Source organism: Sphingomonas bacterium (assembly GCF_903642285.1).
Lineage (GTDB): Bacteria > Pseudomonadota > Alphaproteobacteria > Sphingomonadales > Sphingomonadaceae > Sphingomonas.
The window spans coordinates 18,552-40,301 of sequence record NZ_CAHJWJ010000014.1 but is presented as its reverse complement, the minus strand read 5'-3'; the positions used below and the strand labels follow the sequence as shown (position 1 = coordinate 40,301).

Sequence of the window (21,750 nt, the reverse complement as noted above, 5' to 3'; positions counted from 1 at the left end):
GACATGGCCGAAAAGCCCGTTTTCCGCAAGCCGACCCCTTGCGTTCACCGGGGGTTTCATCGTTTCCGTGTCACGATGCCCGTCGTCACTTCGCTGGGAGGCCCCGATGTTCCGTCCGTCACGCACCGCCATGTCCGCCCTCGCCGCCCTGCCGCTGGTCGCGGCGACCGCCCGGGCCCGTGCCCAATCGGTCCCGCCGATGGTCCCGGCGACGGGCACCGTGCTGGATATCACCGCGCAAGGGCGCACGACCCGCATACCCGACCTGGCGACGATCCGGGCCGGGGTGGTGGCGCAGGCCGCGACCGCATCCGCCGCGCTGGCCGACGATGCGATGCGGATCCAGCGCGTGCTGGCCGCGTTGAAGAAGGCCGGTATCGCACCCCGCGACATCGCGACCGCCAGCGTAAGGTTGAACCCGCAATATCGCTACGCCGACAATCGGCCGCCGACGCTGACGGGTTACCAGGCGACCGACAGCGTCTCGATCCGGTTCCACGACATCGCCCGGGCGGGTCCGATCCTGGACGCGTTGGTGGCGGAAGGGGCGAACCAGATCGACGGGCCCGACCTGTCGCTCGACAATCCCGATGCCGCATTGGACGAAGCGCGTACCGATGCGGTGCGCCGCGCCCGCATCCGCGCCGATCTGTACGCGCGCGCGGCCGGCCTGCACGTCGTGCGGATCGTTTCGATTTCGGAGTCGGGCGAGAATACGGGCGGCGGCAACGCGCCGATGGTCTACGCGCGTGCCCAGCTAAAGGTCGATACCGCGATCGCGCCGGGCGAGAAGGACGTCACGGCGACGCTATCAGTGCGATTCCTGCTGGAATAGCGCGGCCATGAAAAAGGCCGCCCGGTCGCCCGGACGGCCTTTCCTGAATTCCGATTGCCGATGCTTACCGCACGCGGCCGCGACGGATGAGGTTGACAATCGCGAGCAGGATGATCGCACCGACCAGCGAATAGATGAACGTAGATACCGTGATCACCTCGTTGATCCCGGCACCGAAGATCGCCGAGGCGATGACCGAGCCGACGATCCCGACGACGATATTCAGCAAGATGCCCTGATTGTCGCGCATGATAAGCCCGGCCAGCCAGCCGCACAGGCCACCCACGATAAGCCAGATGATGATACCCATGATCGCGTCCCTCTATTGGTCCCCGTTACCGGGCGATGACCAACAGACTCGCGAGCCGGGATTATTGTTCCGTAGGCGGTCCGATAACCTCGATCAATATTTCTGCTGACGCTCGTAAAGCGCATTGTAGTGCTGGATCCGGGTCACACGCAGGCCCGGCATGCCCGATCGGTCGATCGCGCGCTGCCATCCGGCGAATTCCTCGGGCGTCAGGCCGTAGCGTTCGCAGACCTCGTCCACCGACAGCAGCCCGCCGTTCACCGCAGCGACCACTTCGGCCTTGCGGCGTACCACCCAGCGCGTGGTGGAGGGGGGCGGCAAGCTCTCGATCGTCAGCTGCTCGCCGAGCGGGCCGATGACTTTGGCGGGACGGATCTTCTGGTTCTCGATCATAAACTCAACCTCGATCGGGGCGGGGGGCCCCCTCTCCAACAGTGATGCTGCGTGTAGGCGCGGGATTTGAAGATCGCCTGAAACGCTTCGGTAAACGCGGTCTTCATTGCTCTTTCCAACGTATGATCGTCGCCGCCATCGGGCCGTTGAACGCGCCGTCGACGGGCGCGAACAGGCGCGGGTCGATCGTCCGATAGGAAAGGTCGCCCTGGATCGCGGCGGTCGTGCTGCCGGCCTGGCGCGCGGCGATACCGGTCATCAGCGCGGCCAGATCGGCGGGCAGCACGGTGAGTTCGGTCGGGCCGACGAAGGGGGGAAAACTCAGGTCCAAAAAGCATACTCGCTGGAACGGCGGGGGGATGTACGCCCTAGGCCGGGGCGAATGAAAACCGGGTAAAGCCCGCCGCAACGCTTCGTGAACACGTATGAATTCGCGGTTCTTTTGCGCGCCGCCGGCGCTTGCGCTATGGCCCGTCCGCGATGGAAGCCGACTTTCAGATCGGGGCGGACCCGCGGGGCAAGCGTATCGTCGTGGCGATGTCGGGCGGTGTCGACAGCTCCGTCGTGGCCGCGCTGGCGGCGGCTACGGCTGCGGAGACGATCGGCGTCACGCTGCAGCTCTACGATCATGGCGAGGCGATCGGGCGCGCCGGCTCGTGCTGCGCGGGCCGCGACATCCGCGACGCCCGTGCGGTCTGCGATCGGCTGGGGATCGCGCATTATGTCTTCGATCACGAAACGCGGTTCCGCGCGGACGTGATCGACCGGTTCGCGGACGATTACATCGCGGGCCGCACCCCGATCCCGTGCGTCCAGTGCAACATGGGCCCGAAATTCACCGACCTGCTCACGCTCGCGCGCGACCTGGGCGCGGATTGCCTGGCGACCGGTCATTACGTCCGCCGGGTCGAGGGACCGCGCGGTGCCGAACTGCACCGCGGCGCGGACCCGGCGCGTGACCAGAGCTATTTCCTGTTCGCGACCACGCAGGCCCAGCTCGACTATCTTCGCTTCCCGCTCGGCGGTCTGCCCAAGGACCGGGTCCGCGCGATCGCCGCCGAAATGGGGCTCGGCGTCGCGGCCAAGCCCGACAGCCAGGATATCTGTTTCGTCCCGGACGGCGATTATGCAGGCCTCGTCGCGAAACTGCGGCCGGGCGTGGATACCACGGGCGAGATCGTCGACATGGCCGGGCGGCGGCTGGGGGCGCATCGCGGGCTGATCCATTACACCGTCGGCCAGCGTCGCGGTCTGGAGATCGGCGGCGTGCCGGAGCCGCTCTATGTCGTGCGGCTCGAACCCGACACCCGCCGCGTCGTCGTCGGCCCGCGCGCCGCGCTGGCGGTCGATGCGGCGCGGGTCGAGCGCGTCAACTGGCTTGGCGGCGACTTCGCCGGGCCGCTGACCGCGAAGGTCCGGTCGATGGCGAAGCCCGTGCCGGCGCGGCTGGTCGGCGACCGCGTGGTGTTCGACGCGCCCGAATACGGCGTCGCGCCGGGCCAGGCGGCGGTGCTGTATGCGGGCGAGCGCGTGCTGGGCGGCGGCTGGATCGCGGAAACCGAGGCGGCACGGGCCGCGGCATGACGATCGACGAGCTTCAGGCGGCGATGCACGCCGCCGCCGCCGCGCTCGACTTCGAGGAGGCAGGCCGGCTGCGCGACCGGATCAGCGTGTTGCGTGGTGGCGGCGACGATCCGGCGAACGATCTGGCGGGGCTGGTGCGCCAGCAGCCGGGAAGCATGGGGCTCGGCACCAGCCAGCAGCGCATGGTGCCGCCGCCGGGGTGGGTGAAACCGAAGAAGCCCGATCCGATGACGAAGGGTCGGAAGCGGTAGCCGTGCTACCGTCACCCCGGGCTTGTCCCGGGGTCCAGGGCCAAGAACCTATCGCGCGCGGCTCTGATGCCGGGACGGGCCCGCATGACCAGGAAGTATTCAAGGCAACAGGAATGTCCCCTCGATCACCGTCACGCACGACCCGCCAAGCACCACCCGCTCGCCATCCAGCGTGCAGGTCAGTCGCCCGCCCCGCGCACTCGCCTGAAACGCGGTGAAGCGGTCGCGGCCGAGCCGCTCCGCCCAATAAGGCACCACCACCGCGTGCGCCGAACCCGTCACCGGGTCCTCGTCGATCCCCGCACCCGGCGCGAACATCCGGCTGACCACATCCGTCTCGGCACCCGGCGCGGTGACGATCGCCTGACGATCGCCGCACGCCGCGAGAGCGGCGAAGTCGGGCATCACCGCGCGCACGGCCGCTTCGCTTTCGAGGACGATCACGCCGTATCCGCCATCGCGCCACAGCGTCTCGGCGACATCGGTCACACCGAGCGCGGCGACCATCTCGGGCAGCGGGCATGGCTCGGGCTTCCAGGCGGGCAGCGCCAATTCATAGCCGGCACCCGCGCGGACCACCGCCAGCATGCCTGCCTTGCGGGTACGGAACCGGACTCGATCCCGCGCGGCGTCGTTCGACAGCACGACATGCCCGCTCGCCAGCGTCGCATGACCGCACAACCGCACCTCGTCGACCGGTGTGAACCAGCGGAGTTCGAAATCCGCCTGGTCGTCATCGGCCGCCACGAGGAACGCCGTTTCCGACAGATTGTTTTCCGCGGCGATCGCTTGAAGCACCGCGTCGTCCGGCCATTGGTCGAGCGGCATCACCGCCGCGGGATTGCCGGCAAACGCCTTGTCGGCAAACGCGTCGACCTGCGTGAAAGGAATGCGCATCACAACCTCTTCGCGAACCAGTGCGGTGTCACGTCCGCCTCGACCAGCGGATCGTCGGTATCGACATGACCCTCCGGATCGAGGTGGATCAGCACCTCGACCTTGGGAAACGCCTTCTTCAGATTGCATTCGACCGACTCGACGATCTCGTGCGCGTCGTGGACGCTCAGGTGCCGGTCGACCTCCATGTGGAACTGCGCGAAGTCGTGGCTGCCCGAGCGCCGCGTGCGGAAATCATGGATGCCCTTCAGCCCGTCCTGCCGCGCCGCGACATCGAGGAAGCGCGCGCGCAGATCCTCGGGCCATTCCTTGTCCATCAGCTGGTCGATCGCGTTCGACGATGCCTGGAACGCGCCCCAGGCGAGCCACGACGCGATGATGATGCCGAACACCGGATCGGCATCGTGGAACCCGAAATACTGGTCCAGCACCAGTGCCAGGATCACCGATCCGTTGAGCAGCATGTCCGACTGGTAATGGACATTGTCCGCCATGATCGCGACCGATCCCGTGCTTCGGATCACACGCCGCTGATACCATAGCAGCACGCCCGTCGCCGCGATCGCCGCGATCGACACGCCGATCCCGAAATTCGCGTCGGTCGTCGCGGTCTGGTTCCCGAACGACAGGATCGCGCGCCAGGCGATACCGACCGCGGATGCGGTGATCAGCGCGACCTGGAACAAGGCTGCCAGCGCCTCCGCCTTGCCATGCCCGAAGCGGTGGTCGCTGTCCGCCGGCGTCGCCGCCAACCGGACGCCGTACAGCGTCACGAGGCTCGCGAGCAGATCGAGTCCGGTATCGGCAAGCGATCCAAGCATCGCGATCGATCCGGTCAGCCATGCGGCGAAACCCTTCAACAGCAGCAGGAACGTCGCCATCGCCACGCTGGCGAGCGCCGCGCGCGTGGCGAGGGGCAGCAGCTTGCGGCGTTCGTCCTGCGTCATGGGTACAGCAACCCTTCCGTCCAATCATCGCCGGTGCGCACGAACAGGCGACGCTCATGTAGACGATGCGCGCGGTCCTGCCAAAATTCCACCCGATCGGGAACGACCGTATAGCCGCCCCAGAACGGCGGCCGCGGCACATCGCCGCCCTCGAACCGCACCCTGGCCTCTTCGACCCGCGCCTCGAACGTCGCGCGGTCCGCCAGCGGCCGCGACTGGTCCGATGCCCAGGCCCCAAGCCGCGAGTCGCGGCCGCGGCTCGCGAAATACGCGTCCGATTGCGCGTCCGTCGCCAGCACCACCGCGCCCTCGATGCGGATCTGCCAGCGCAGCGACTTCCAGTGGAACAGCAGCGCGCCTTGCATGTTCGCCGCCAGCTGCGCCGCCTTGTCGCTGCCGCGGTTGGTGTAGAAGGTGAACCCGTCCGGCCCATGCCCCTTCAACAGCACCATGCGCACCGACGGGCGACCGTCGGCGTCCGCGGTGGCCAGCGCCATCGCGTTGGGATCATTGGGTTCGCCGGCTTTCGCTGCGGCATACCATTCGTCGAACAGGGCGAAGGGATTGGTGGTCATCCGGGGCATATAGCCAATCCTCCCCGGTACGGGGAGGGGGACCATTTGCAGAAAGCAAATGGTGGAGGGGGCAGGCCGCGAGCGAACCACTTGCGGCCCACCCCCTCCACCATCGGGCTTCGCCCGACGGTCCCCCTCCTCGTCCCGGGGAGGATTGGGAACGACTCCCCCGCCTGAGGATTGAATCGCCTTCGAAACGGGGAACGATCGACATGGCCGCACGCGCCTATTGGCAGGGACAGATCAGGCTCGCGCTCGTCTCGATCCCGGTGGAAATCTATTCCGCCACCAAATCGGGCGCGGCGATTTCGTTCAAGCAGATCCACGAACCGTCGGGCCAGCCGATCCATTACGAGAAAGTCGTCACCGGGGTCGGCCCGGTCGACGTGGGCGAGATCATGAAGGGCTACGAGATTTCGAAGGGCGAATATGTCCTGCTCGACCAGGACGAGATCGACGCGGTGAAGCTGGAATCGAAGAAGACGCTGGAGTTGACGCAGTTCGTCGACGCGAGCGAGATCGACGTGCTGTATTACGAAAAGCCCTATTTCGTGGTGCCCGCCGACGATCTGGCGGAGGAGGCGTTCATCGTGCTGCGCGAGGCGCTGCGGCGGACGAAGAAGGTGGGCTTGGGCCAGCTGGCGATGCGCGGCCGCGAATATGTCGTCAGCCTGAAGCCGTGCGGGCGCGGCATGGTGCTGGAGACGCTGCGCTACGCCGACGAAGTGCACAAGGCGCAAGGCTATTTCCGGGAGATTCCCGACGACAAGCCCTCGGACGAACTGCTCGAACTGGCCGAAGCGCTGATCGGCAAGCGCAGCGGCACGTTCCACCCGCAGGAATTCCACGACCGCTATGTCGACGCGCTGAAGGATCTTGTCGAGCGCAAGCGCAAGGCGAAGGGCGGCGGCAAGATCATCGAGGACAAGGACGACGGCAAGCGGAGTGGATCGAACGTGGTCGACCTGATGGCGGCGCTGAAGAAGTCGATGGGGACGGCACCGAAGGACGATGCGCCGGCGAAGGCGGCACCGGCAGCGAAGAAGCCCGCGGCAAAGGCACCGGCGAAGAAGCCCGCGGCGAAGAAACGTGCCTGAGGCCGCACCGGTCACCCCGGGCTCGTCCCGGGGTCCAGAGCCAAGCAGCGTGACGCCCGCAACCCTGGATGCCGGGACGAGCCCGGCATGACGACGCAAATCGACCCCCTCGCGCTCTACAACGCCAAGCGCGACTTCGCGAAAACCGCCGAACCCGCCGGTACGCTCGCACCCGGTCATGGCAACAGCTTCATGGTGCAGAAGCACGATGCCACCCGGCTGCACTGGGATTTCCGGCTCGAAGTCGATGGCGTCCTGAAAAGCTGGGCGGTGACGCGCGGGCCGAGCATCGACCCGAACGAAAAACGGCTCGCGGTCCGGACCGAGGATCATCCCCTGTCCTACGCCACGTTCGAGGGGACGATCCCCAAGGGCGAATATGGCGGCGGCACCGTCATGCTGTGGGATCGCGGCACGTGGTCGCCCGTCAAGGGCAAGTCGGCCAAGGACATCGACAAGGGCCATCTGCACTTCGTCCTCGAAGGCGAACGGATGAAGGGCGAGTGGATCCTCATCCGCCTGAAACCCCGCGCGAAGGAGAAGCGCGAGAACTGGTTGCTGCGGAAGGTCGAGGATGCCGCGGCGGGTGGCACCGACGTGCTGGTCGACGAGAGGCTGACGAGCGTCTCGACCGGGCGGACGATGATGGAGATCGAGGAGGGGAAGCCTGCTGTTCCCCCGCGAAAGCGGGGGCCCAGGGTTCCAAGCGCACCGCCCGCGGCCCTGGGCTCCCGCGTTCGCGGGAGAACAGGGTCGGATGCCTCCGCTTTCAGGGAACCCCAGCTCTGCACCCTGGTCGACACCGTCCCGACCGGAAGCGCATGGCTGCACGAGGTGAAATATGACGGCTACCGCACGCGCATCGCGGTCGCGAACGGCAAGGCGAAGGTCTTCACGCGTTCCGGCCTCGACTGGACCGACAAGTTCGCGGCAATCGCCGAAGCAGCAGCAGCCCTGCCCGTCCGGTCCGCACTGATCGACGGCGAGATCGTCGCGTTCAAGGACGGCAAGCCCGATTTCTCCACGCTGAAGGACGCGATATCCAGCGCCGGCGACATGACGTGCTTCGCGTTCGACCTGTTGTCGCTGGATGGCGAGGACTTGACCGGCCTGCCTAACGTCACGCGCAAGGATCGGCTCGCGGCGATCCTGCCCGCTGATCACGACCGCCTGAAATATGCCGAACACGTCATCGGGTCGGGCGAGAAATTGTTCGAGGCGATGTGTCGCGAGGGGCTGGAGGGTGTCGTCTCCAAGCTGGCGGACGCGCCCTACCGCGCGGGCCGGACGAAGGCGTGGCTCAAGACCAAATGCACGCTTCGTCAGGAGTTCGTGATCGTCGGGTGGCTGCCGTCGGACAAGACCCGCGGGTTCAAGTCGCTGCTGCTGGGGGTGCGCGAAGGCGACGGCTGGAAATATGCCGGCAAGGTCGGCACCGGGTTCGATCAGGCGACGATGGACGATCTGTCCGCGCGAATGGCCAGGCTGGAACGCAAGACGCCGACCGTCGACGCGCCCCGGGCGGCCGTCCGCCACGCACACTGGGTGCGCCCCGAAATGGTCGCCGAGATCGCGTTCGCCGAAACGACGCCAGACGGCGTGCTGCGCCATTCGAGCTTCCTCGGCCTGCGCGAGGACAAGGCGGCGGACGACGTGGTTGCCGAGACGCCGGCCGCGCTGCCCGAACCGTCCACCGTCACCGTCAAGGTCTCGAGCCGCGACCGCATGATCTTTCCCGACAGCGACGTGACGAAGGGCGAACTGGCCGACTATTACGCATCGTTGGCGCCCATCATGCTTCCCTGGGCCGGCGCGCGACCGGTCAGCCTCGTCCGCTGCCCGCAGGGTCGCGCCAAGGCGTGCTTCTTCCAGAAGCACGATGCCGGCAGCTTCGGCGGCGCGGTCCATCAGGTGCCGATCCGCGAGAAGGACGGATCGACCGAGGATTATCTGTGGGTCGACGATGCCGACGGGCTGGTCGCGTGCGTCCAGATGGGAACGATCGAATTCCACGGCTGGGGATCGACCAACGCCGCGCTGGAGCAGCCCGACCGGATGGTGTTCGATCTCGACCCCGACGAAGGGCTGGACTTCGGCGACACCAAGAAGGCCGCGGAGCATCTGAAGGAACAGCTGGCCGAACTGGGCCTGGTCAGCTTCCCGCTGCTGTCGGGCGGCAAGGGCGTTCATGTCGTCGTGCCGCTGACGCCGCAAGCGGAATGGCCTGCGGTCAAGGACTTCGCCGACCGGTTCGCGCGCGCTTTGGCCGGCGCGGAGCCCGAACGCTATGTCGCGGTGATGACGAAGGCGAAGCGCAAAGGCCGGATCTTCATCGATTGGCTGCGCAACCAGCGCGGTGCGACCGCGATCATGCCCTATTCGGCGCGCGCGCGGGCCGGCGCGCCGGTCGCGGTGCCGGTGTCGTGGACCGAACTGCGCGATATCGACACCGCGGCGAAATGGAACGTGCGCGACGGCGCGGCGCTGGTGGAGCGGGCGAACGGGCGGGCGCTGGCGGACTGGGGCGTGGCAGATCAGGTATTGCCGGATTTGTAGGAGGCGGGCGCGCGACCTCCCTACCCTCCCCGGCGAAGGCCGGGGCCCAGTTGCAATGAACGGCGTGACGACGGTCGACCGTCGATATGCCAAGCTTTTCCCAACTGGGCCCCGGCCTTCGCCGGGGTGGGGATAGTCGCCGGGCAACGAACCAATTTAACCATTGCGCCATACTGCCAAACCCGTGCAACTGCACCCGGGGCACGGGAACAGGGACAGCGGCAAGGATGGCGACGCACGCGGCCACGTTGTTCGACGCCGGACTCCACGCGCGCCGATTGATCGCGGACTACCGCGCGCACGTCCATGCCGGCGACGTGCTGGCGCAAAGCGACGATCCCGCCTGGACCGCGATGTTCGAGGAACTGGCCGCGGTCGCGTCCGACGACCTGGGTCATGCGCGCGAGCGGGTGCAGCGCCATGCCGCCGATATCGGCACGGGTTTCCGCATCATCGGCGAGGCGGACGAGCGGCCCTGGCCCGTTTCCCCCGTCCCGCTGCTGATCGAGGCCCGGGAATGGGCGGGGATCGCGCGCGGCGTGGTGCAGCGCGCCGAACTGATGGAGACGATCCTCGCCGATCTCTACGGCCCCGCGCGGCTCGTCGAACATGGGCTGATCCCGGCGGCGCTGGTGGCCGGCAACCCGTATTTCCTTCGGCCGATGGTCGGGCTGGAGCCGCCCGGCGGCAGCCATCTGCAATTCGTCGCGATGGATCTGGGCCGCGGACCGACCGGTGAATGGTTCGTGCTCGCCGATCATCTGCGCGCACCCGCCGGCGCGGGCTATGCGCTGGAGAACCGGCTGGCGCTCGCGCGGACGCTCGGCGGGTTGCAGGACAGGCTGAACATCCAGCGTCACGCGCCGTTCTTCGCGGCGTTCCGCGACGGACTGGCGGGTCTGTGCAAGCGCAGCGATCCGAGGATCGGGCTGCTGACGCCGGGACGCTACAACCAGACCTATCCCGAACAGGCGCATCTGGCGCGTTATCTCGGGCTGTTGCTGGTCGAGGGCGACGATCTGGCCGCGCTGGAGGACAGGCTGTACGTCCGCACCATCGGCGGGCTGAAGCGGATCGACGCGATCTGGCGGCGGGTCGATCCGCGGATGCTCGATCCGCTGGCGTTCGACACCCGGTCGCATATCGGCGTCCCCGGATTGATCGACGCCTATGCTGCCGGGAATGTCGTGATCTCGAACGCACCGGGGGCGGGCGTGCTGGAGGTACCTGCGTTCGGCGCGTTCCTGCCGATGCTGGCGAAGCATCTGCTGGGCGATGACCTCCAGCTCCCGAACATCGCGACATGGTGGGGCGGCCAGCCGGGCGAAGCGGCACGGATCGTCGAGGCGTTCGATGCGATGCTGATCGGACCGGCGTTCGGCGCGACACCGCTCGGATTGCCCGGCGACCGGCCGGTGCCGGGCAGCGACATCACCGGCGAAGCCCGCGCGGCGGTGCTCGCCGACATGGCACGGCGGCCGCAGGACTATGTCGGTCGGGAGATCGTGCGCCTGTCGACGATGCCCGTCGTCGCCGAGGATTCGCTGGTCGCGCGGCCCTTTACGCTGCGCGTGTTCGCGGCGCGGGGCGCGGATGGCGGCTGGACCGTTCTGCCCGGCGGCTTCGCGCGGATCGGCGAGCATCCGGACCCGCGCGCGGCGGTGATGCGCGAAGGGCTGTGGTCGGCGGACGTGTGCGTCCATGGCAGCGATCCGGTCGCGCCGACATCGCTGCTCCCCGCCAGCACGTCGCTGCAAGTCCGTCGCAATCCGGGTACCCTGCCCAGCCGGGTCGCGGACAATCTCTACTGGCTGGGCCGGTATCTGGAGCGCGGCGAGGCTTTGCTGGCGGCGATCCGCGTATTGCTCGGCAATTCGATCGACGTGGACGGTGGTGCGGCGATGGCGGCGGACACGGTCGGTCGGCTGGTCGGGCTGATCGTGGGCGCGGGTGCCGCGCCGCACCCGCCCTCGCTCCGTCGCGCCGATCTGCAGGCCTTCGCGCGCACCGCGATGGAGGACATGGGGCATCAGTCGGTCGCGTCGATGAACGGCCATGCCCGCGCCATCGGCGAGGGTTCGCGCGACCGGTTGTCCGCGGACATGATCCGGCTGCTCGAAGCACCCTTCCCTACCCACCGCGGGATGCTCGACCGTGCGGGTTCGCTCCAGCGCCGCTACGTCGCCATCGCGGGGCTGTCGGCGGAACATATGTGCCGGACGGCGGCATGGCGTTTTCACGATCTCGGCCGCCGGGTGGAGCGCGCGGCGACCATCTCCCGCGCGATCCGGCTGTTCGGCATGTCCGGCGCGTCGGCGGACGATCTGTCGACCTTGCTCGACCTGGCGGACAGCCAGATCAGCTATCGCCAGCGGTATCTGACGGGTATCGCGCGCGTACCCGTCGTCGATCTGGTCGCACTCGATCCGGGAAACCCGCGCGCGCTTGCCTATCAGTCGCAGCGGATCGTCGCGTGCTTGCGCGAACTGCCCGTGTTGGCGGACGACGGCATGGCGGAGGCGCAGCAGTCCGAAGGCGTGGCGCTCGACGCCGTGCTGGCGACCGCGACTGCGGCGGCACTGGACGCGGACCTGCTCGGCGATGTCGAACGGCGGCTCGGATCGCTGTCCGACGCGATCGCGCGGCGGTATTTCCTGCAAGGCTCCGAACCCTTGCGCGCCGGCGGGCTGACGCTGGCATGACGGGGCATGCTCATTCCTCCCCGGCACGGGGAGGGGGACCAGCGAAGCTGGTGGAGGGGGCAGGCAATCGGCGGTCCGCTCGTGGCACCCCCCCTCCCCCACCGCGCAAGAGCGCGGCGGTCCCCCTCCCTGCCAAGCGGGGCGGAATTAGGTGATCTACGACATCCGGCACCTCACCCGCTTCGACTATGGCGGCACGGTCGAATTCGCCCGCTGCAACCTGCGGCTCAAGCCCGTCGATTGGCCCGGCCAGCGGCTCGAGCATTATACGCTGACCGTCGCGCCCGCGGGCCGGCTCCGGCCGGCGCGCGCGGAAGCGGGGGTGGCGAACGTCACGCGGCTGGTGATCGACACGCCCGTCCGCACGCTGACGATCGAAAGCCGCGCACGCGTCGTCGTCGATCGGCTCGTCCCCGTCCCCGCCGCGGACGATCCCACGCTGGCGGAGGTCGCGACCCTCGCGCGCGCCAGTCGCGACCTGTCGGCGTCAGGGCCCGCGGGGTATCTCTACCCTTCCCCGCTGATCCCGCTCGACGCCGCGATCCGCGATTATTGCCTGCCCGATCTCGACCCCGGCCGCGGCGCGCTGGAGGCGGGGATCGCCCTTGCCCGGCGGATCCAGCGCGATTTCACCTTCGACGGGTCGGCCACGATCGTCACCACCACCCCCGCCGAAGCGTTCGCCCACCGCCGCGGGGTCTGCCAGGACTTCGCGCAGATCATGATCGCCGGGCTTCGCGCCGCCGGCCTGCCCGCCGCCTATGCTTCGGGCTATATCCGCACCATCCCGCCGCCCGGCCGGCCGCGGCTCGTCGGTGCGGACGCGACGCATGCCTGGGTATTGCTGTGGTGCGGCCCCGCACGCGGCTGGGTAGGGCTCGACCCGACCAACGGCATCTGGATGGCGCAGGATCATGTCGTGATGGCGGTGGGCCGCGATTATGCCGAGATCGCACCCGTCGACGGCGTCGTCCTGGGCGCGAGCGCGCAGGACATGCAAGTCAGCGTCGACGTCGCGCCGGTCGACGAATACGCCACCTGATTGCCTTGGGGGAACGCCTGCCCCACATAGGCGGGCAATACACGCGAACGGGGATAGAATGGCCGATCCGTACAAGACGCTCGGGGTGGCGCGCGACGCGTCCGAGGCCGATATCAAGAAGGCCTATCGCAAGCTCGCCAAGGAGCTGCACCCGGATCGCAACAAGGACAATCCGAAAGCATCCGAACGGTTCAGCACGGTTACCGGCGCGTACGACCTGCTGACCGACAAGGAAAAGCGCGGACGGTTCGACCGCGGCGAGATCGACGGCGACGGCAATCCCGCCGCACCGTTCGGCCATGGCGGGGGCGGCGGCGGTCGGCCGCAGTCGAGCGGCGCGGGGTTTCGCAGCCAGGGGTTCGGTGGCGGCGAGCCCGACATGAGCGACATTTTCGAAGGGCTGTTCGGCGGTGCGCAGCGCGGCGGCGGCGGCGGCGGGTTCGCGAGCGGCTTCGGCCGCCGCCCGCAGCCGAGGGGTGCCGATATCGCCTATTCGCTGCAAGTGCCGTTCGTCGACGCGGCGATGCTGAGCGCGCAGCGCGTGACGCTCGGCGACGGCAAGACGATCGATCTGAAACTCCCCGCCGGCGTCGAAACGGGCACCCAGATGAAGCTCGCGGGGAAGGGCGAGCCCGCTCCCGGCGGCGCGGGCGACGCGATCGTCACGATCGAGGTCCTGCCGCACCGTTTCTTCGTACGCGATGGCGACGACGTCCGGGTCGACCTGCCGATCACGCTCGGCGAGGCGGTGCTGGGCGCTTCGGTCAAGGCACCGACGGTCGAGAAACCGGTGATGCTGACGGTCCCCAGGGGCACGAGTTCGGGCAGGACGTTGCGGCTGAAGGGCAAGGGTTTCCACAAGAAGGGCGGCGGGCGCGGCGATCAGTTGATCACGCTGATGGTGAACGTGCCGGCCGACGACGCGGCGCTGACCGCGTTCGTCGAGCATTGGGCGGTCGAACAGGCCGGGAACCCGCGGGCGGCGATGGGCGTCTGACATCGTAATGACCGATGCGATCACTTTGACCCCGGAAGATCGCGGCCGTCATGGGGGCACCGCGCGCGCGCGGTTCGACCGGCAGCTGGCGAAGGTCCGGCCCGGCTCCTACGCCTTCGAAATTGCGAAACGCACCATCTTCGGCGTCTTCAGAGACGGGTTCATCCATGCCGGGAACCTCGCCTATCTCGCGATCATGACGTTGTTCCCGTTCTTCATCGTCGCCGCCGCGATCCTGTCGCTGCTGGGGCAAAGCTACGATACGCACCGTGCGGTCGAGAGCTTTCTCCACGTCGTGCCCGACAAGGTCGCGGAGATCCTGCGCGCGCCGATCGCCACCGTCCTCGCCGCGCGGACGGGCTCGCTGCTGTGGCTGGGCGGGCTGGTCGGGCTTTGGACGGTGGGCGGTTTCGTCGAGACGATCCGCGACATCTTCCGCCGCGCCTACGGGGTCACGTCCACATCGCCGTTCTGGCGGGCGCGGCTGGGATCGACATTGGCGATCGTCGCCTCGGTCGTGATCGCGATGCTGTCGTTCCTGGCGCAGGGCGTCCTGACCGCGGTCGAGCAGTTCATCTACCGCCTGCTGCCCTTCGCCGCGGATGCCGTGACCTGGATCGGCGTGTCGCGTGCGATCCCGGGGGTCATCATGTTCTTCGCGTTGTACGCGCTGTTCTATTCGGTGACGCCGTCCAAATACCGCTACACCGGCAGCCGCAAATGGCCCGGCGCGCTGTTCACGACGGTCTGGTGGGTGTCGATCACCGCGCTCCTGCCGATCGTGCTGGCACAGCTCGGCGGCTACGACATGACCTATGGCAGCCTGGCGGGCGTGATCGTCGCGCTGCTGTTCTTCTACCTCGTCGGGCTGGGGCTGGTTTTCGGGGCGCATCTGAACGCGGCGCTGGCAGAACCACCCGAGGTGGCGCTACAGGAGGGCCAGGCAGAAACGGCGGGGAGCGGCGCGTGAATGGACTGATGGCGGGCAAGCGCGGGCTGATCATGGGGCTCGCCAACGACAAGTCGCTCGCATGGGGTATCGCGCGCAAGCTCAGCGAAGCGGGTGCGGAACTGGCCTTCAGCTACCAGGGTGCCGCGATGGAGAAGCGTGTCCGCCCCCTCGCCGAACAACTGGGCGTCGCGCGCCTGTTCGATTGCGACGTCGCGGACATGGACGCGCTCGACCGGACGTTCGCCGCGCTGGCGAAGGAATGGGAGACGATCGATTTCGTCGTCCATGCGATCGGTTTCTCCGACAAGACCCAGCTGCGCGGCCGGTTCATGGACACGACGCTCGACAATTTCCTGATGACGATGAACATCTCCGTCTACAGCTTCGTCGCGGTCGCGCAGCGCGCCGCGAAGATGATGCCGGCGGGCGGCAGCGTGCTGACGCTCACCTATTACGGCGCCGAAAAGGTCATTCCGCATTACAACGTCATGGGCCTGGCCAAGTCCGCGCTGGAGACGAGCGTCAAATATCTCGCGGTCGATCTCGGGCGCGACGGCATCCGGGTCAACGCGGTCTCCGCCGGGCCGATCCAGACGCTCGCGGCGCGCGGGATCGGCGATTTCAACTACATCATGAAATGGAACGAGCTGAACAGCCCGTTGAAGCGCAACGTGACGATCGACGATGTCGGCGGCGCGGGATTGTACCTGCTGTCCGACCTCGCGAGCGGCGTGACGGGCGAGATCCACCATGTCGATGCGGGCTACAACGTGATTGGGATGAAGGCGGAGGACGCACCGGATATCGCTTTGGTGTGATAGCGGGCGGATTTAGGCCCGGTTATGGTGGTGAGCCCTCCGTTCGCTCTCTGGCCAGCGGATGCGAATAACTGACGTAGTCGAGCGCCGCCGGCTTGCCCAAAGAGGATCGAGTTCCAGGAGATCGGCGGATCTTGACTACGATCGAGCGCAGCGACAAGCTTGCTGGGGAAAAGTCTTGGAGCCGCCTGATGCTTTCGGTGCTGATCGCCCTACAAGCCTTACAGGTTGCGATCCTGTGGTTGCACGATTGGCTCCCGCTGAGGCCCTTAAACGACGTGGTAGAGGCTCAGGCCCAAGACAGCCGAGGTCGGCTGATCCGAGTTACGGTCATCCAGAGCCTGCCCTTCACGGTTGGTCTGGTTGCCAGCATCGTCTTCGCACGAACCGGACATCCATCATGGGTCTGGAGTTGGCTGTGGATCAGCTACGCCATCTTATTCGCCGGCGAACTTCGCGCCTGGTGGTGGCCCTACCTAGTCCGACCCGACCCCGTAAGAGCCGCACGCTACAGGGTGATGTTCGGTGGCACAGCGACGTTCCTTCCCGAACGCAACGGGATGGTGCCGAACGCTCTTCATACGATCCTGCATGCCGCAACGGCCGCGACGCTCATCGTGCTCGCTATGGCTCACCGGTAAAGCGGCCTTCCCGCAAAGGAACGGCGAGCGAGACGGCGCGGACGTTCTCGGAATCGATGGTGAAAAGAGAAACGCTGCCCCGGTTCACCGAACATACAAGCCGCAAGGCGCAGGAAAGCGATGCGGCTTGGCGGAGAACTTGAGATGAGGCTTTTGGAAGCGGCGGCGTTGACCCTGATCGCGTCTGCGCCGGCATCCGCGCAATCGACCGGCAACTTCCCCGCAATCGAGGCGCGGCTAAGGCAATGCAGCGCCGCGCATCCGGACATTCCGGGCAGCGCGTCCTGCGAGCAGGGCGCGTTCGTTGCTGCGGATAGCATTCTCAACACGGTCTATCGCGACGTGATGGCCTCGCTGCGCCATCCCGGCTCCACCCACGCGCCATCCGACCCGGCCGTGATCCGGCGTCTCGTGCTGTCCGAGCGTGCCTGGCTCGGCTATCGCACGGCGGAGTGCAGCTATCGCAGCGCCGTCGCGATTGGCGCTCCGCTGGAGGGCTTCGAGTATCAGCAGTGCCTCTACGCGCTAACCAAGGAGCGGGTGAAGGTACTCGGCTCGCCCGAAGCGCCGCAGAACGCTCGATGACCACAACGCTGATCGGTAAAGACGCCCTTCGATCCAGCACGCCTGACCCGGCAGGGCCCTTTCCCGATCAACGATCGAATATCGGCAAAGCGAAGCGATGGACAAGCGCCTACCGGCGCGGGCTTATTCTACGCGCTGGCCGTGACGATCCACGTTGCCGACCCCAGATGAACCATGCCGTCGCGCTCACGCGCTGCAAGGGCGGAACGTACTACCGGTTCCGCTTCGGGCAAAAGATCAGGATTTTCTCGTAGCGCTTTCCCTAAAGCACCGACCCGCGTCACCACTTTCAATGTCGTAGCAGTATCGCCAGCGGCGATAGGCGCATCATGCGCCTCTATCGTGATGTTTCTAAAACCTGCTGCGACAAGCACCTGCTGAATAGCGGCAGATTTTTCCAAGCTGTAAGGCGATGTATCGATCGTGATCGGCAAACCAGCGGCCTCGATGCAGAAAGAGTCCAACTCATTCTCTTCTACCGACCGCCAACAGACAAAGCCTATTTGACCGCCGGGCTTCAGCATCCGATGCAAATTGCGGAAGGCGGCTACAGGTTCGGCAAAGAACATTATTCCGAAGCGCGAATAGACTAGGTCTAGCGTCCGATCGGGAAGCGACATGCTGCCAGCGTCCTCCTGCACAAACGTCACTTGAGGTGCGCCCTCTGCCCTGCGGCTAGCAAGCGCCAGGACACGCGGAGCTATATCGACACCGATCACACGCCCAGAAGGGCCAACCCGATCAGCTAGCTGCATAGTTGCCTCTCCGGCCCCGCAACCAACGTCCATGATCGTTTGCCCTTCTGCAAGGGGCAGCTTGTTCAGGACCGCTTCCCCCAAGGGTCTCATTTGCCGATCTATTAAGTCTGCAAGTTCGGCACGGGCCTGATCACCAACATCAAGGGCACTCTGCATCCTGCGTCTCGTTTAGGAGAGTTGTTGTTCCGCCCTCATAACGATGTTCATCGGTCCTACAAACGAGCCCACAGCGGGAAAGCGATGCCGCCCGTCTCGCCGGAGGATGTCAGCAGGTGCCGCTTTCTCGAAATCCGTTCCCAATTGCTTCCTGAAATTGCTGCTCTGAGACGGAGAACCGGGAAAGGCGGTGTTGAACGAACGGCGGCTTTCGGTGGTCGGATTGCGCTCATGAGCATCCGACTTGGGTCGAAACCGGACATACGCCTCTGTCCTACAAACCAATCGATATGCCATGCTCGCACGATGCGATGCTACGTTGATCACCTGTCGCCCGTTCGGACGCCCCTTGCCGTAACCGTTGTTTTTACGCAAAGTGGAAAGGCGAATGGCACACCTCCACTTCCTCCACTTCCGCGAGCGATCCGGTCGGCGGCACAAGGCTTCGCCGACGGTCCGACCGCGCTCGCGGTCCCGCCGCGACGGCGCGGTCGCGCCTGTCCTACACGGACGCGCTGTGGCATGGCCGTGACATGGATCGCCGCCGCCTCACGCCCTGTCCTCGTTCGCTTTCGGCAGCGGGGGGCGTGAATCTCGCGCATTGTCGTAAACTTTGTAACCTCAGGCGCGGCCCCTCCGCATGAGCGTCAACAGCTTCGGTCGCCTGTTCCGCTTCACCACCTGGGGCGAATCGCACGGCCCCGCGATCGGCGCGGTCGTCGACGGGTGCCCGCCCGGCCTCGCACTCGGCGAAGCCGACATCCAGCCCTGGCTCGACAAGCGCCGCCCGGGCACTTCGCGCTTCACGACGCAGCGGCGCGAGCCCGATCTGGTGCGCATCCTGTCGGGCGTGTTCGAAGGCCGCACGACGGGCACGCCGATCAGCCTGATGATCGAGAATGTCGATCAGCGATCGAAGGACTATGGCGACGTCGCGCGCGCCTACCGCCCGGGCCATGCCGATTACGCGTATGACGCGAAATACGGTCTGCGCGATCCGCGCGGTGGCGGGCGGTCATCCGCGCGCGAAACCGCAAGCCGGGTCGCCGCGGGTGCGGTGGCGCGGCTGGTCGTGCCCCAGGTCCGGATCCGCGCCTGGGTCGAGGCGATCGGCGGCGATGCGGTCGATCCGGCGAATTTCGACGATTCGCAGATCGATGCGAACCCGTTCTTCTGTCCCGATGTCGGCGCCGCGGGACGCTGGGAGGCGCTGGTCGATACCGCGCGCAAGGCGGGGTCGTCGCTGGGGGCGGTCGTCGCGTGCGAAGCGACCGGGGTGCCCGCCGGCTGGGGGGCACCGCTCTACGCCAAGCTCGACGCCGAACTCGCCGCCGCCTGCATGTCGATCAACGCCGTCAAGGGCGTCGAGATCGGCGACGGGTTCGCCGCCGCCGCCTTGTCGGGCGAAACCAACGCGGACGCGATGCGCCCCGGTGCCGACGGCCCCGCATTCCTGTCCAATCATGCCGGCGGGATCGCCGGCGGAATCGCGACCGGTCAGCCGATCCGGCTGCGCGTCGCGTTCAAGCCGACCAGTTCGATCCTGACGCCGGTCGCCACGATCACGCGGGGCGGAGAAGCGACGGAAATCGCCACCAAAGGTCGCCACGATCCGTGCGTCGGTATTCGCGGCGTTCCGGTCGTGGAAGCGATGATGGCGCTCGTTCTGGCCGACCAGTCCTTGCTCCATCGCGGTCAGATCGGCCAAATCACGGAACGGACTTGCTAAACGATCGTTCATCCCCTGCTACATACAGGAGAGAAAAGATGCGTATTGCAATCACGATCGCCGCCGCCGCGATGATGCTGCCGACATTGGCTGCTGCCCAGACGACGGGCGGCACCGGTTCGAGCGCGGGCGGGTCGATGGGTTCGACCGGCTCGGGATCGACCGCCGGGTCGACGATGTCGTCGGGCACCGATGGCCAGGCCACGACCGGTACGAAGACGACGCGCGGCAAGTCGACCCGCGGCAAGTCGGGCACCAGTTCGACGTCCTCGACGATGGGCACGAGCACCGACGGGTCGATGTCGACCGCGATGCCGGGCACCAGCACCGACGGTTCGATGTCGACGGGCAGCAGCACCGGCGGATCGATGGGTACCGGTTCGTCGTCCGGAACGACCGGGTCGACCATGGGTGGCTCGACCACGGGTACGATGGGCGGCGGCACCAGCACCGGCACCACCACGACCCCGCCGCAGCGCTGATCGCCGACCGGCTTGATGCCGCAGAAAACCGGGCGGCCGCAAGGTCGCCCGGTTTCATGTTTGCGTCAGTCGGCGAAGGGATCGCGGACGAGGATGGTATCCTCGCGTTCCGGGCTCGTCGACACGAGCGATACCGGGCAGCGGATCAATTCCTCGACGCGGCGGATATACTTGATCGCCTGTGCAGGCAGATCGGCCCAGCTTCGTGCGCCGGCCGTCGATCCCTGCCAGCCGTCCATCGTCTCGTAAATCGGCACGACCGCCGCCTGGTCCGCGGCGTGTGCGGGAAAATAGTCGAGCGTCCGGTCGCCGAGCCGATAGCCGATGCAGATCGCGATCCGTTCCATCCCGTCGAGCACGTCGATCTTCGTAAGCGCAATTCCCGTGACGCCGCCGACCGCCGCCGATTGCCGGACCAGCACCGCATCGAACCAGCCACACCGCCGCTTGCGCCCTGTGACCGTACCGAATTCATGCCCGCGCTGCCCCAGCCGTTCGCCGGTCTCGTCATCCAGTTCGGTCGGAAACGGCCCGGAGCCGACGCGCGTGGTATACGCCTTCGCAATCCCGAGCACGAAGCCGACGCCGGATGGGCCGATCCCCGATCCCGCAGCCGCGGCCCCGGCCACGGTATTCGACGAGGTGACGAACGGATAGGTTCCGTGGTCGTTGTCGAGGAGCACCCCCTGCGCGCCCTCGAACAGGATACGCTTACCCGCCGACCGCGCCTCATTGAGATCGCGCCAGACCGGCTTGGCGAAGGGCAAGACGAAACCCGCAATCTCGTGCAGATCGGCGATCAAACGGTGGCGATCGATCGGCGGCTGGCCGAACCCGGCACGCAGCGCGTCGTGATGCGCGGTCAGGCGGTCGAGCTGCGCGCCGAGATCGTCCAGATGCGCCAGATCGCACACCCGGACCGCGCGGCGGCCGACCTTGTCCTCATAGGCGGGCCCGATCCCGCGCCGCGTCGTGCCGATCTTCCCCGCCCCGCTCGCATCCTCGCGCAAGCCATCAAGATCCCGGTGGAACGGCAGGATCAGCGCGCAATTGTCGGCGATGCGCAGCACGTCGGGTGTCGCGACCACCCCCTGCTCGCCCAACCGCGCTATCTCGTCGCGCAGCGCCCACGGATCGAGCACGACGCCGTTGCCGATCACCGACGGCGTCCCACGCACCAGCCCCGATGGCAGCAGCGACAGCTTGTACGTCTTGTCGCCGACGACCAGCGTATGGCCCGCATTGTGGCCGCCCTGGAAGCGGACGACCATGTCGGCGCGGCTCGCAAGCCAGTCGACGATCTTGCCCTTGCCCTCGTCGCCCCATTGCGCGCCGATGACCGCTACGTTCGCCATGATATGATTCTCCGCCTGCCGGACGGACCCGCGCGCCCTTCGACAGGGCTCGACGCGCGGATGGTTCAGTGATGCGAGGGCGCGCTAG

Annotated in this window: 22 protein-coding genes; 14 read left to right on the top strand and 8 right to left on the bottom strand. The window is 67.0% G+C overall.

All coding sequences use genetic code 11. From position 1 onward, the window contains the following. The first annotated feature begins 106 nt into the window (after window positions 1–106). The gene (locus tag HUU99_RS08840; protein ID WP_254603060.1) at window positions 107–835 is read left to right on the top strand and encodes an SIMPL domain-containing protein; all 729 of its coding nucleotides are present in this window, start codon (window positions 107–109) and stop codon (window positions 833–835) included. 64 nt (window positions 836–899) lie between these two features. Here the strand turns inward: HUU99_RS08840 and HUU99_RS08835 are convergent, their stop codons facing one another. The 3 genes from HUU99_RS08835 to HUU99_RS08825 form a co-directional block, all read right to left on the bottom strand. Further along, window positions 900–1,145 carry a GlsB/YeaQ/YmgE family stress response membrane protein gene (locus tag HUU99_RS08835; RefSeq protein ID WP_174286218.1) on the bottom strand — a complete coding sequence of 82 codons (246 nt, stop codon included), beginning with the start codon at window positions 1,143–1,145 and terminating at the stop codon, window positions 900–902. A gap of 93 nt (window positions 1,146–1,238) precedes the next feature. Continuing rightward, on the bottom strand, window positions 1,239–1,538 hold the full coding sequence (gene sciP, locus HUU99_RS08830) for a CtrA inhibitor SciP (protein WP_174286217.1): 300 nt from the start codon (window positions 1,536–1,538) through the stop codon (window positions 1,239–1,241). Between the two features lie 103 nt (window positions 1,539–1,641). Next, complete coding sequence (locus HUU99_RS08825; RefSeq protein ID WP_174286216.1) at window positions 1,642–1,869, bottom strand: hypothetical protein; 228 nt, start codon at window positions 1,867–1,869, stop codon at window positions 1,642–1,644. A 149-nt stretch (window positions 1,870–2,018) separates the two neighbouring features. Between HUU99_RS08825 and mnmA the strand changes: the two genes are divergently transcribed. Beyond that, the gene (mnmA, locus tag HUU99_RS08820; RefSeq protein WP_174286215.1) at window positions 2,019–3,122 is read left to right on the top strand and encodes a tRNA 2-thiouridine(34) synthase MnmA; all 1,104 of its coding nucleotides are present in this window, start codon (window positions 2,019–2,021) and stop codon (window positions 3,120–3,122) included. Continuing rightward, a complete protein-coding gene (locus HUU99_RS08815; protein ID WP_174286214.1) occupies window positions 3,119–3,373 on the top strand; it encodes a UvrB/UvrC motif-containing protein in 255 nt (84 codons plus the stop codon). Before mnmA ends, HUU99_RS08815 begins: the two co-directional genes overlap by 4 nt. Before the next feature lie 99 nt (window positions 3,374–3,472). Here HUU99_RS08815 and HUU99_RS08810 read toward each other — a convergent pair whose 3' ends face one another. Genes HUU99_RS08810 through pdxH form a run of 3 tightly spaced genes read right to left on the bottom strand, consistent with a single transcriptional unit; the run spans window position 3,473 to window position 5,792 of the window. Next, on the bottom strand, window positions 3,473–4,270 hold the full coding sequence (locus HUU99_RS08810; RefSeq protein ID WP_174286213.1) for a PhzF family phenazine biosynthesis protein: 798 nt from the start codon (window positions 4,268–4,270) through the stop codon (window positions 3,473–3,475). Next, entirely contained in the window at window positions 4,270–5,217 is a 948-nt protein-coding gene (locus HUU99_RS08805; RefSeq protein WP_174286212.1) for a cation diffusion facilitator family transporter, read from the bottom strand. Before HUU99_RS08805 ends, HUU99_RS08810 begins: the two co-directional genes overlap by 1 nt. Continuing rightward, window positions 5,214–5,792 carry a pyridoxamine 5'-phosphate oxidase gene (pdxH, locus tag HUU99_RS08800; protein WP_174286211.1) on the bottom strand — a complete coding sequence of 193 codons (579 nt, stop codon included), beginning with the start codon at window positions 5,790–5,792 and terminating at the stop codon, window positions 5,214–5,216. Before pdxH ends, HUU99_RS08805 begins: the two co-directional genes overlap by 4 nt. Before the next feature lie 212 nt (window positions 5,793–6,004). Here pdxH and HUU99_RS08795 point away from each other — a divergent pair, with 212 nt between their 5' ends. The 9 genes from HUU99_RS08795 (at window position 6,005) to HUU99_RS08755 (ending at window position 17,182) form a co-directional block, all read left to right on the top strand. Continuing rightward, window positions 6,005–6,889 carry a Ku protein gene (locus HUU99_RS08795; protein WP_174286210.1) on the top strand — a complete coding sequence of 295 codons (885 nt, stop codon included), beginning with the start codon at window positions 6,005–6,007 and terminating at the stop codon, window positions 6,887–6,889. 87 nt (window positions 6,890–6,976) lie between these two features. Further along, on the top strand, window positions 6,977–9,445 hold the full coding sequence (gene ligD, locus HUU99_RS08790; RefSeq protein ID WP_174286209.1) for a DNA ligase D: 2,469 nt from the start codon (window positions 6,977–6,979) through the stop codon (window positions 9,443–9,445). A gap of 227 nt (window positions 9,446–9,672) precedes the next feature. Next, window positions 9,673–12,147 carry a circularly permuted type 2 ATP-grasp protein gene (locus HUU99_RS08785; protein WP_174286208.1) on the top strand — a complete coding sequence of 825 codons (2,475 nt, stop codon included), beginning with the start codon at window positions 9,673–9,675 and terminating at the stop codon, window positions 12,145–12,147. A 151-nt stretch (window positions 12,148–12,298) separates the two neighbouring features. Then, the gene (locus HUU99_RS08780; RefSeq protein WP_174286207.1) at window positions 12,299–13,189 is read left to right on the top strand and encodes a transglutaminase family protein; all 891 of its coding nucleotides are present in this window, start codon (window positions 12,299–12,301) and stop codon (window positions 13,187–13,189) included. A 58-nt stretch (window positions 13,190–13,247) separates the two neighbouring features. Then, on the top strand, window positions 13,248–14,186 hold the full coding sequence (locus HUU99_RS08775; protein WP_174286206.1) for a DnaJ C-terminal domain-containing protein: 939 nt from the start codon (window positions 13,248–13,250) through the stop codon (window positions 14,184–14,186). A 7-nt stretch (window positions 14,187–14,193) separates the two neighbouring features. After that, complete coding sequence (locus HUU99_RS08770; protein ID WP_174286205.1) at window positions 14,194–15,156, top strand: YihY/virulence factor BrkB family protein; 963 nt, start codon at window positions 14,194–14,196, stop codon at window positions 15,154–15,156. A gap of 8 nt (window positions 15,157–15,164) precedes the next feature. After that, complete coding sequence (gene fabI, locus HUU99_RS08765) at window positions 15,165–15,956, top strand: enoyl-ACP reductase FabI (protein WP_174286241.1); 792 nt, start codon at window positions 15,165–15,167, stop codon at window positions 15,954–15,956. A gap of 134 nt (window positions 15,957–16,090) precedes the next feature. After that, a complete protein-coding gene (locus tag HUU99_RS08760) occupies window positions 16,091–16,597 on the top strand; it encodes a hypothetical protein (RefSeq protein WP_174286204.1) in 507 nt (168 codons plus the stop codon). Window positions 16,598–16,741: 144 nt separating this feature from the next. Next, window positions 16,742–17,182: a lysozyme inhibitor LprI family protein gene (locus HUU99_RS08755; RefSeq protein ID WP_174286203.1), complete on the top strand. Its 441-nt coding sequence runs from the start codon at window positions 16,742–16,744 to the stop codon at window positions 17,180–17,182. Window positions 17,183–17,310: 128 nt separating this feature from the next. Here the strand turns inward: HUU99_RS08755 and HUU99_RS08750 are convergent, their stop codons facing one another. Beyond that, a complete protein-coding gene (locus HUU99_RS08750) occupies window positions 17,311–18,030 on the bottom strand; it encodes a class I SAM-dependent methyltransferase (protein ID WP_302479982.1) in 720 nt (239 codons plus the stop codon). 706 nt (window positions 18,031–18,736) lie between these two features. Here HUU99_RS08750 and aroC point away from each other — a divergent pair. Continuing rightward, window positions 18,737–19,825, top strand: coding sequence for a chorismate synthase (gene aroC, locus HUU99_RS08745; RefSeq protein ID WP_174286201.1), 1,089 nt, complete (start codon window positions 18,737–18,739; stop codon window positions 19,823–19,825). 38 nt (window positions 19,826–19,863) lie between these two features. Further along, entirely contained in the window at window positions 19,864–20,307 is a 444-nt protein-coding gene (locus tag HUU99_RS08740; RefSeq protein ID WP_174286200.1) for a hypothetical protein, read from the top strand. A gap of 65 nt (window positions 20,308–20,372) precedes the next feature. On the opposite strand, the gene HUU99_RS08735 is transcribed toward HUU99_RS08740, so the two are convergent. Next, the gene (locus HUU99_RS08735) at window positions 20,373–21,662 is read right to left on the bottom strand and encodes an adenylosuccinate synthase (RefSeq protein WP_174286199.1); all 1,290 of its coding nucleotides are present in this window, start codon (window positions 21,660–21,662) and stop codon (window positions 20,373–20,375) included. Window positions 21,663–21,750: the final 88 nt, after the last annotated feature.

What these genes read in the sequence shown, in the direction of transcription:
- HUU99_RS08840 (WP_254603060.1), top strand. Translation starts at nt 107, where the DNA reads ATGTTCCGTCCGTCACGCACCGCCATGTCCGCCCTCGCCGCCCTGCCG.
- HUU99_RS08835 (WP_174286218.1), bottom strand. Translation starts at nt 1,145, where the DNA reads ATGGGTATCATCATCTGGCTTATCGTGGGTGGCCTGTGCGGCTGGCTG.
- sciP (WP_174286217.1), bottom strand. Translation starts at nt 1,538, where the DNA reads ATGATCGAGAACCAGAAGATCCGTCCCGCCAAAGTCATCGGCCCGCTC.
- mnmA (WP_174286215.1), top strand. Translation starts at nt 2,019, where the DNA reads ATGGAAGCCGACTTTCAGATCGGGGCGGACCCGCGGGGCAAGCGTATC.
- HUU99_RS08815 (WP_174286214.1), top strand. Translation starts at nt 3,119, where the DNA reads ATGACGATCGACGAGCTTCAGGCGGCGATGCACGCCGCCGCCGCCGCG.
- HUU99_RS08810 (WP_174286213.1), bottom strand. Translation starts at nt 4,270, where the DNA reads ATGCGCATTCCTTTCACGCAGGTCGACGCGTTTGCCGACAAGGCGTTT.
- HUU99_RS08805 (WP_174286212.1), bottom strand. Translation starts at nt 5,217, where the DNA reads ATGACGCAGGACGAACGCCGCAAGCTGCTGCCCCTCGCCACGCGCGCG.
- pdxH (WP_174286211.1), bottom strand. Translation starts at nt 5,792, where the DNA reads ATGACCACCAATCCCTTCGCCCTGTTCGACGAATGGTATGCCGCAGCG.
- HUU99_RS08795 (WP_174286210.1), top strand. Translation starts at nt 6,005, where the DNA reads ATGGCCGCACGCGCCTATTGGCAGGGACAGATCAGGCTCGCGCTCGTC.
- ligD (WP_174286209.1), top strand. Translation starts at nt 6,977, where the DNA reads ATGACGACGCAAATCGACCCCCTCGCGCTCTACAACGCCAAGCGCGAC.
- HUU99_RS08785 (WP_174286208.1), top strand. Translation starts at nt 9,673, where the DNA reads ATGGCGACGCACGCGGCCACGTTGTTCGACGCCGGACTCCACGCGCGC.
- HUU99_RS08775 (WP_174286206.1), top strand. Translation starts at nt 13,248, where the DNA reads ATGGCCGATCCGTACAAGACGCTCGGGGTGGCGCGCGACGCGTCCGAG.
- HUU99_RS08770 (WP_174286205.1), top strand. Translation starts at nt 14,194, where the DNA reads ATGACCGATGCGATCACTTTGACCCCGGAAGATCGCGGCCGTCATGGG.
- fabI (WP_174286241.1), top strand. Translation starts at nt 15,165, where the DNA reads ATGGCGGGCAAGCGCGGGCTGATCATGGGGCTCGCCAACGACAAGTCG.
- HUU99_RS08755 (WP_174286203.1), top strand. Translation starts at nt 16,742, where the DNA reads ATGAGGCTTTTGGAAGCGGCGGCGTTGACCCTGATCGCGTCTGCGCCG.
- HUU99_RS08750 (WP_302479982.1), bottom strand. Translation starts at nt 18,030, where the DNA reads ATGAGACCCTTGGGGGAAGCGGTCCTGAACAAGCTGCCCCTTGCAGAA.
- aroC (WP_174286201.1), top strand. Translation starts at nt 18,737, where the DNA reads ATGAGCGTCAACAGCTTCGGTCGCCTGTTCCGCTTCACCACCTGGGGC.
- HUU99_RS08740 (WP_174286200.1), top strand. Translation starts at nt 19,864, where the DNA reads ATGCGTATTGCAATCACGATCGCCGCCGCCGCGATGATGCTGCCGACA.
- HUU99_RS08735 (WP_174286199.1), bottom strand. Translation starts at nt 21,662, where the DNA reads ATGGCGAACGTAGCGGTCATCGGCGCGCAATGGGGCGACGAGGGCAAG.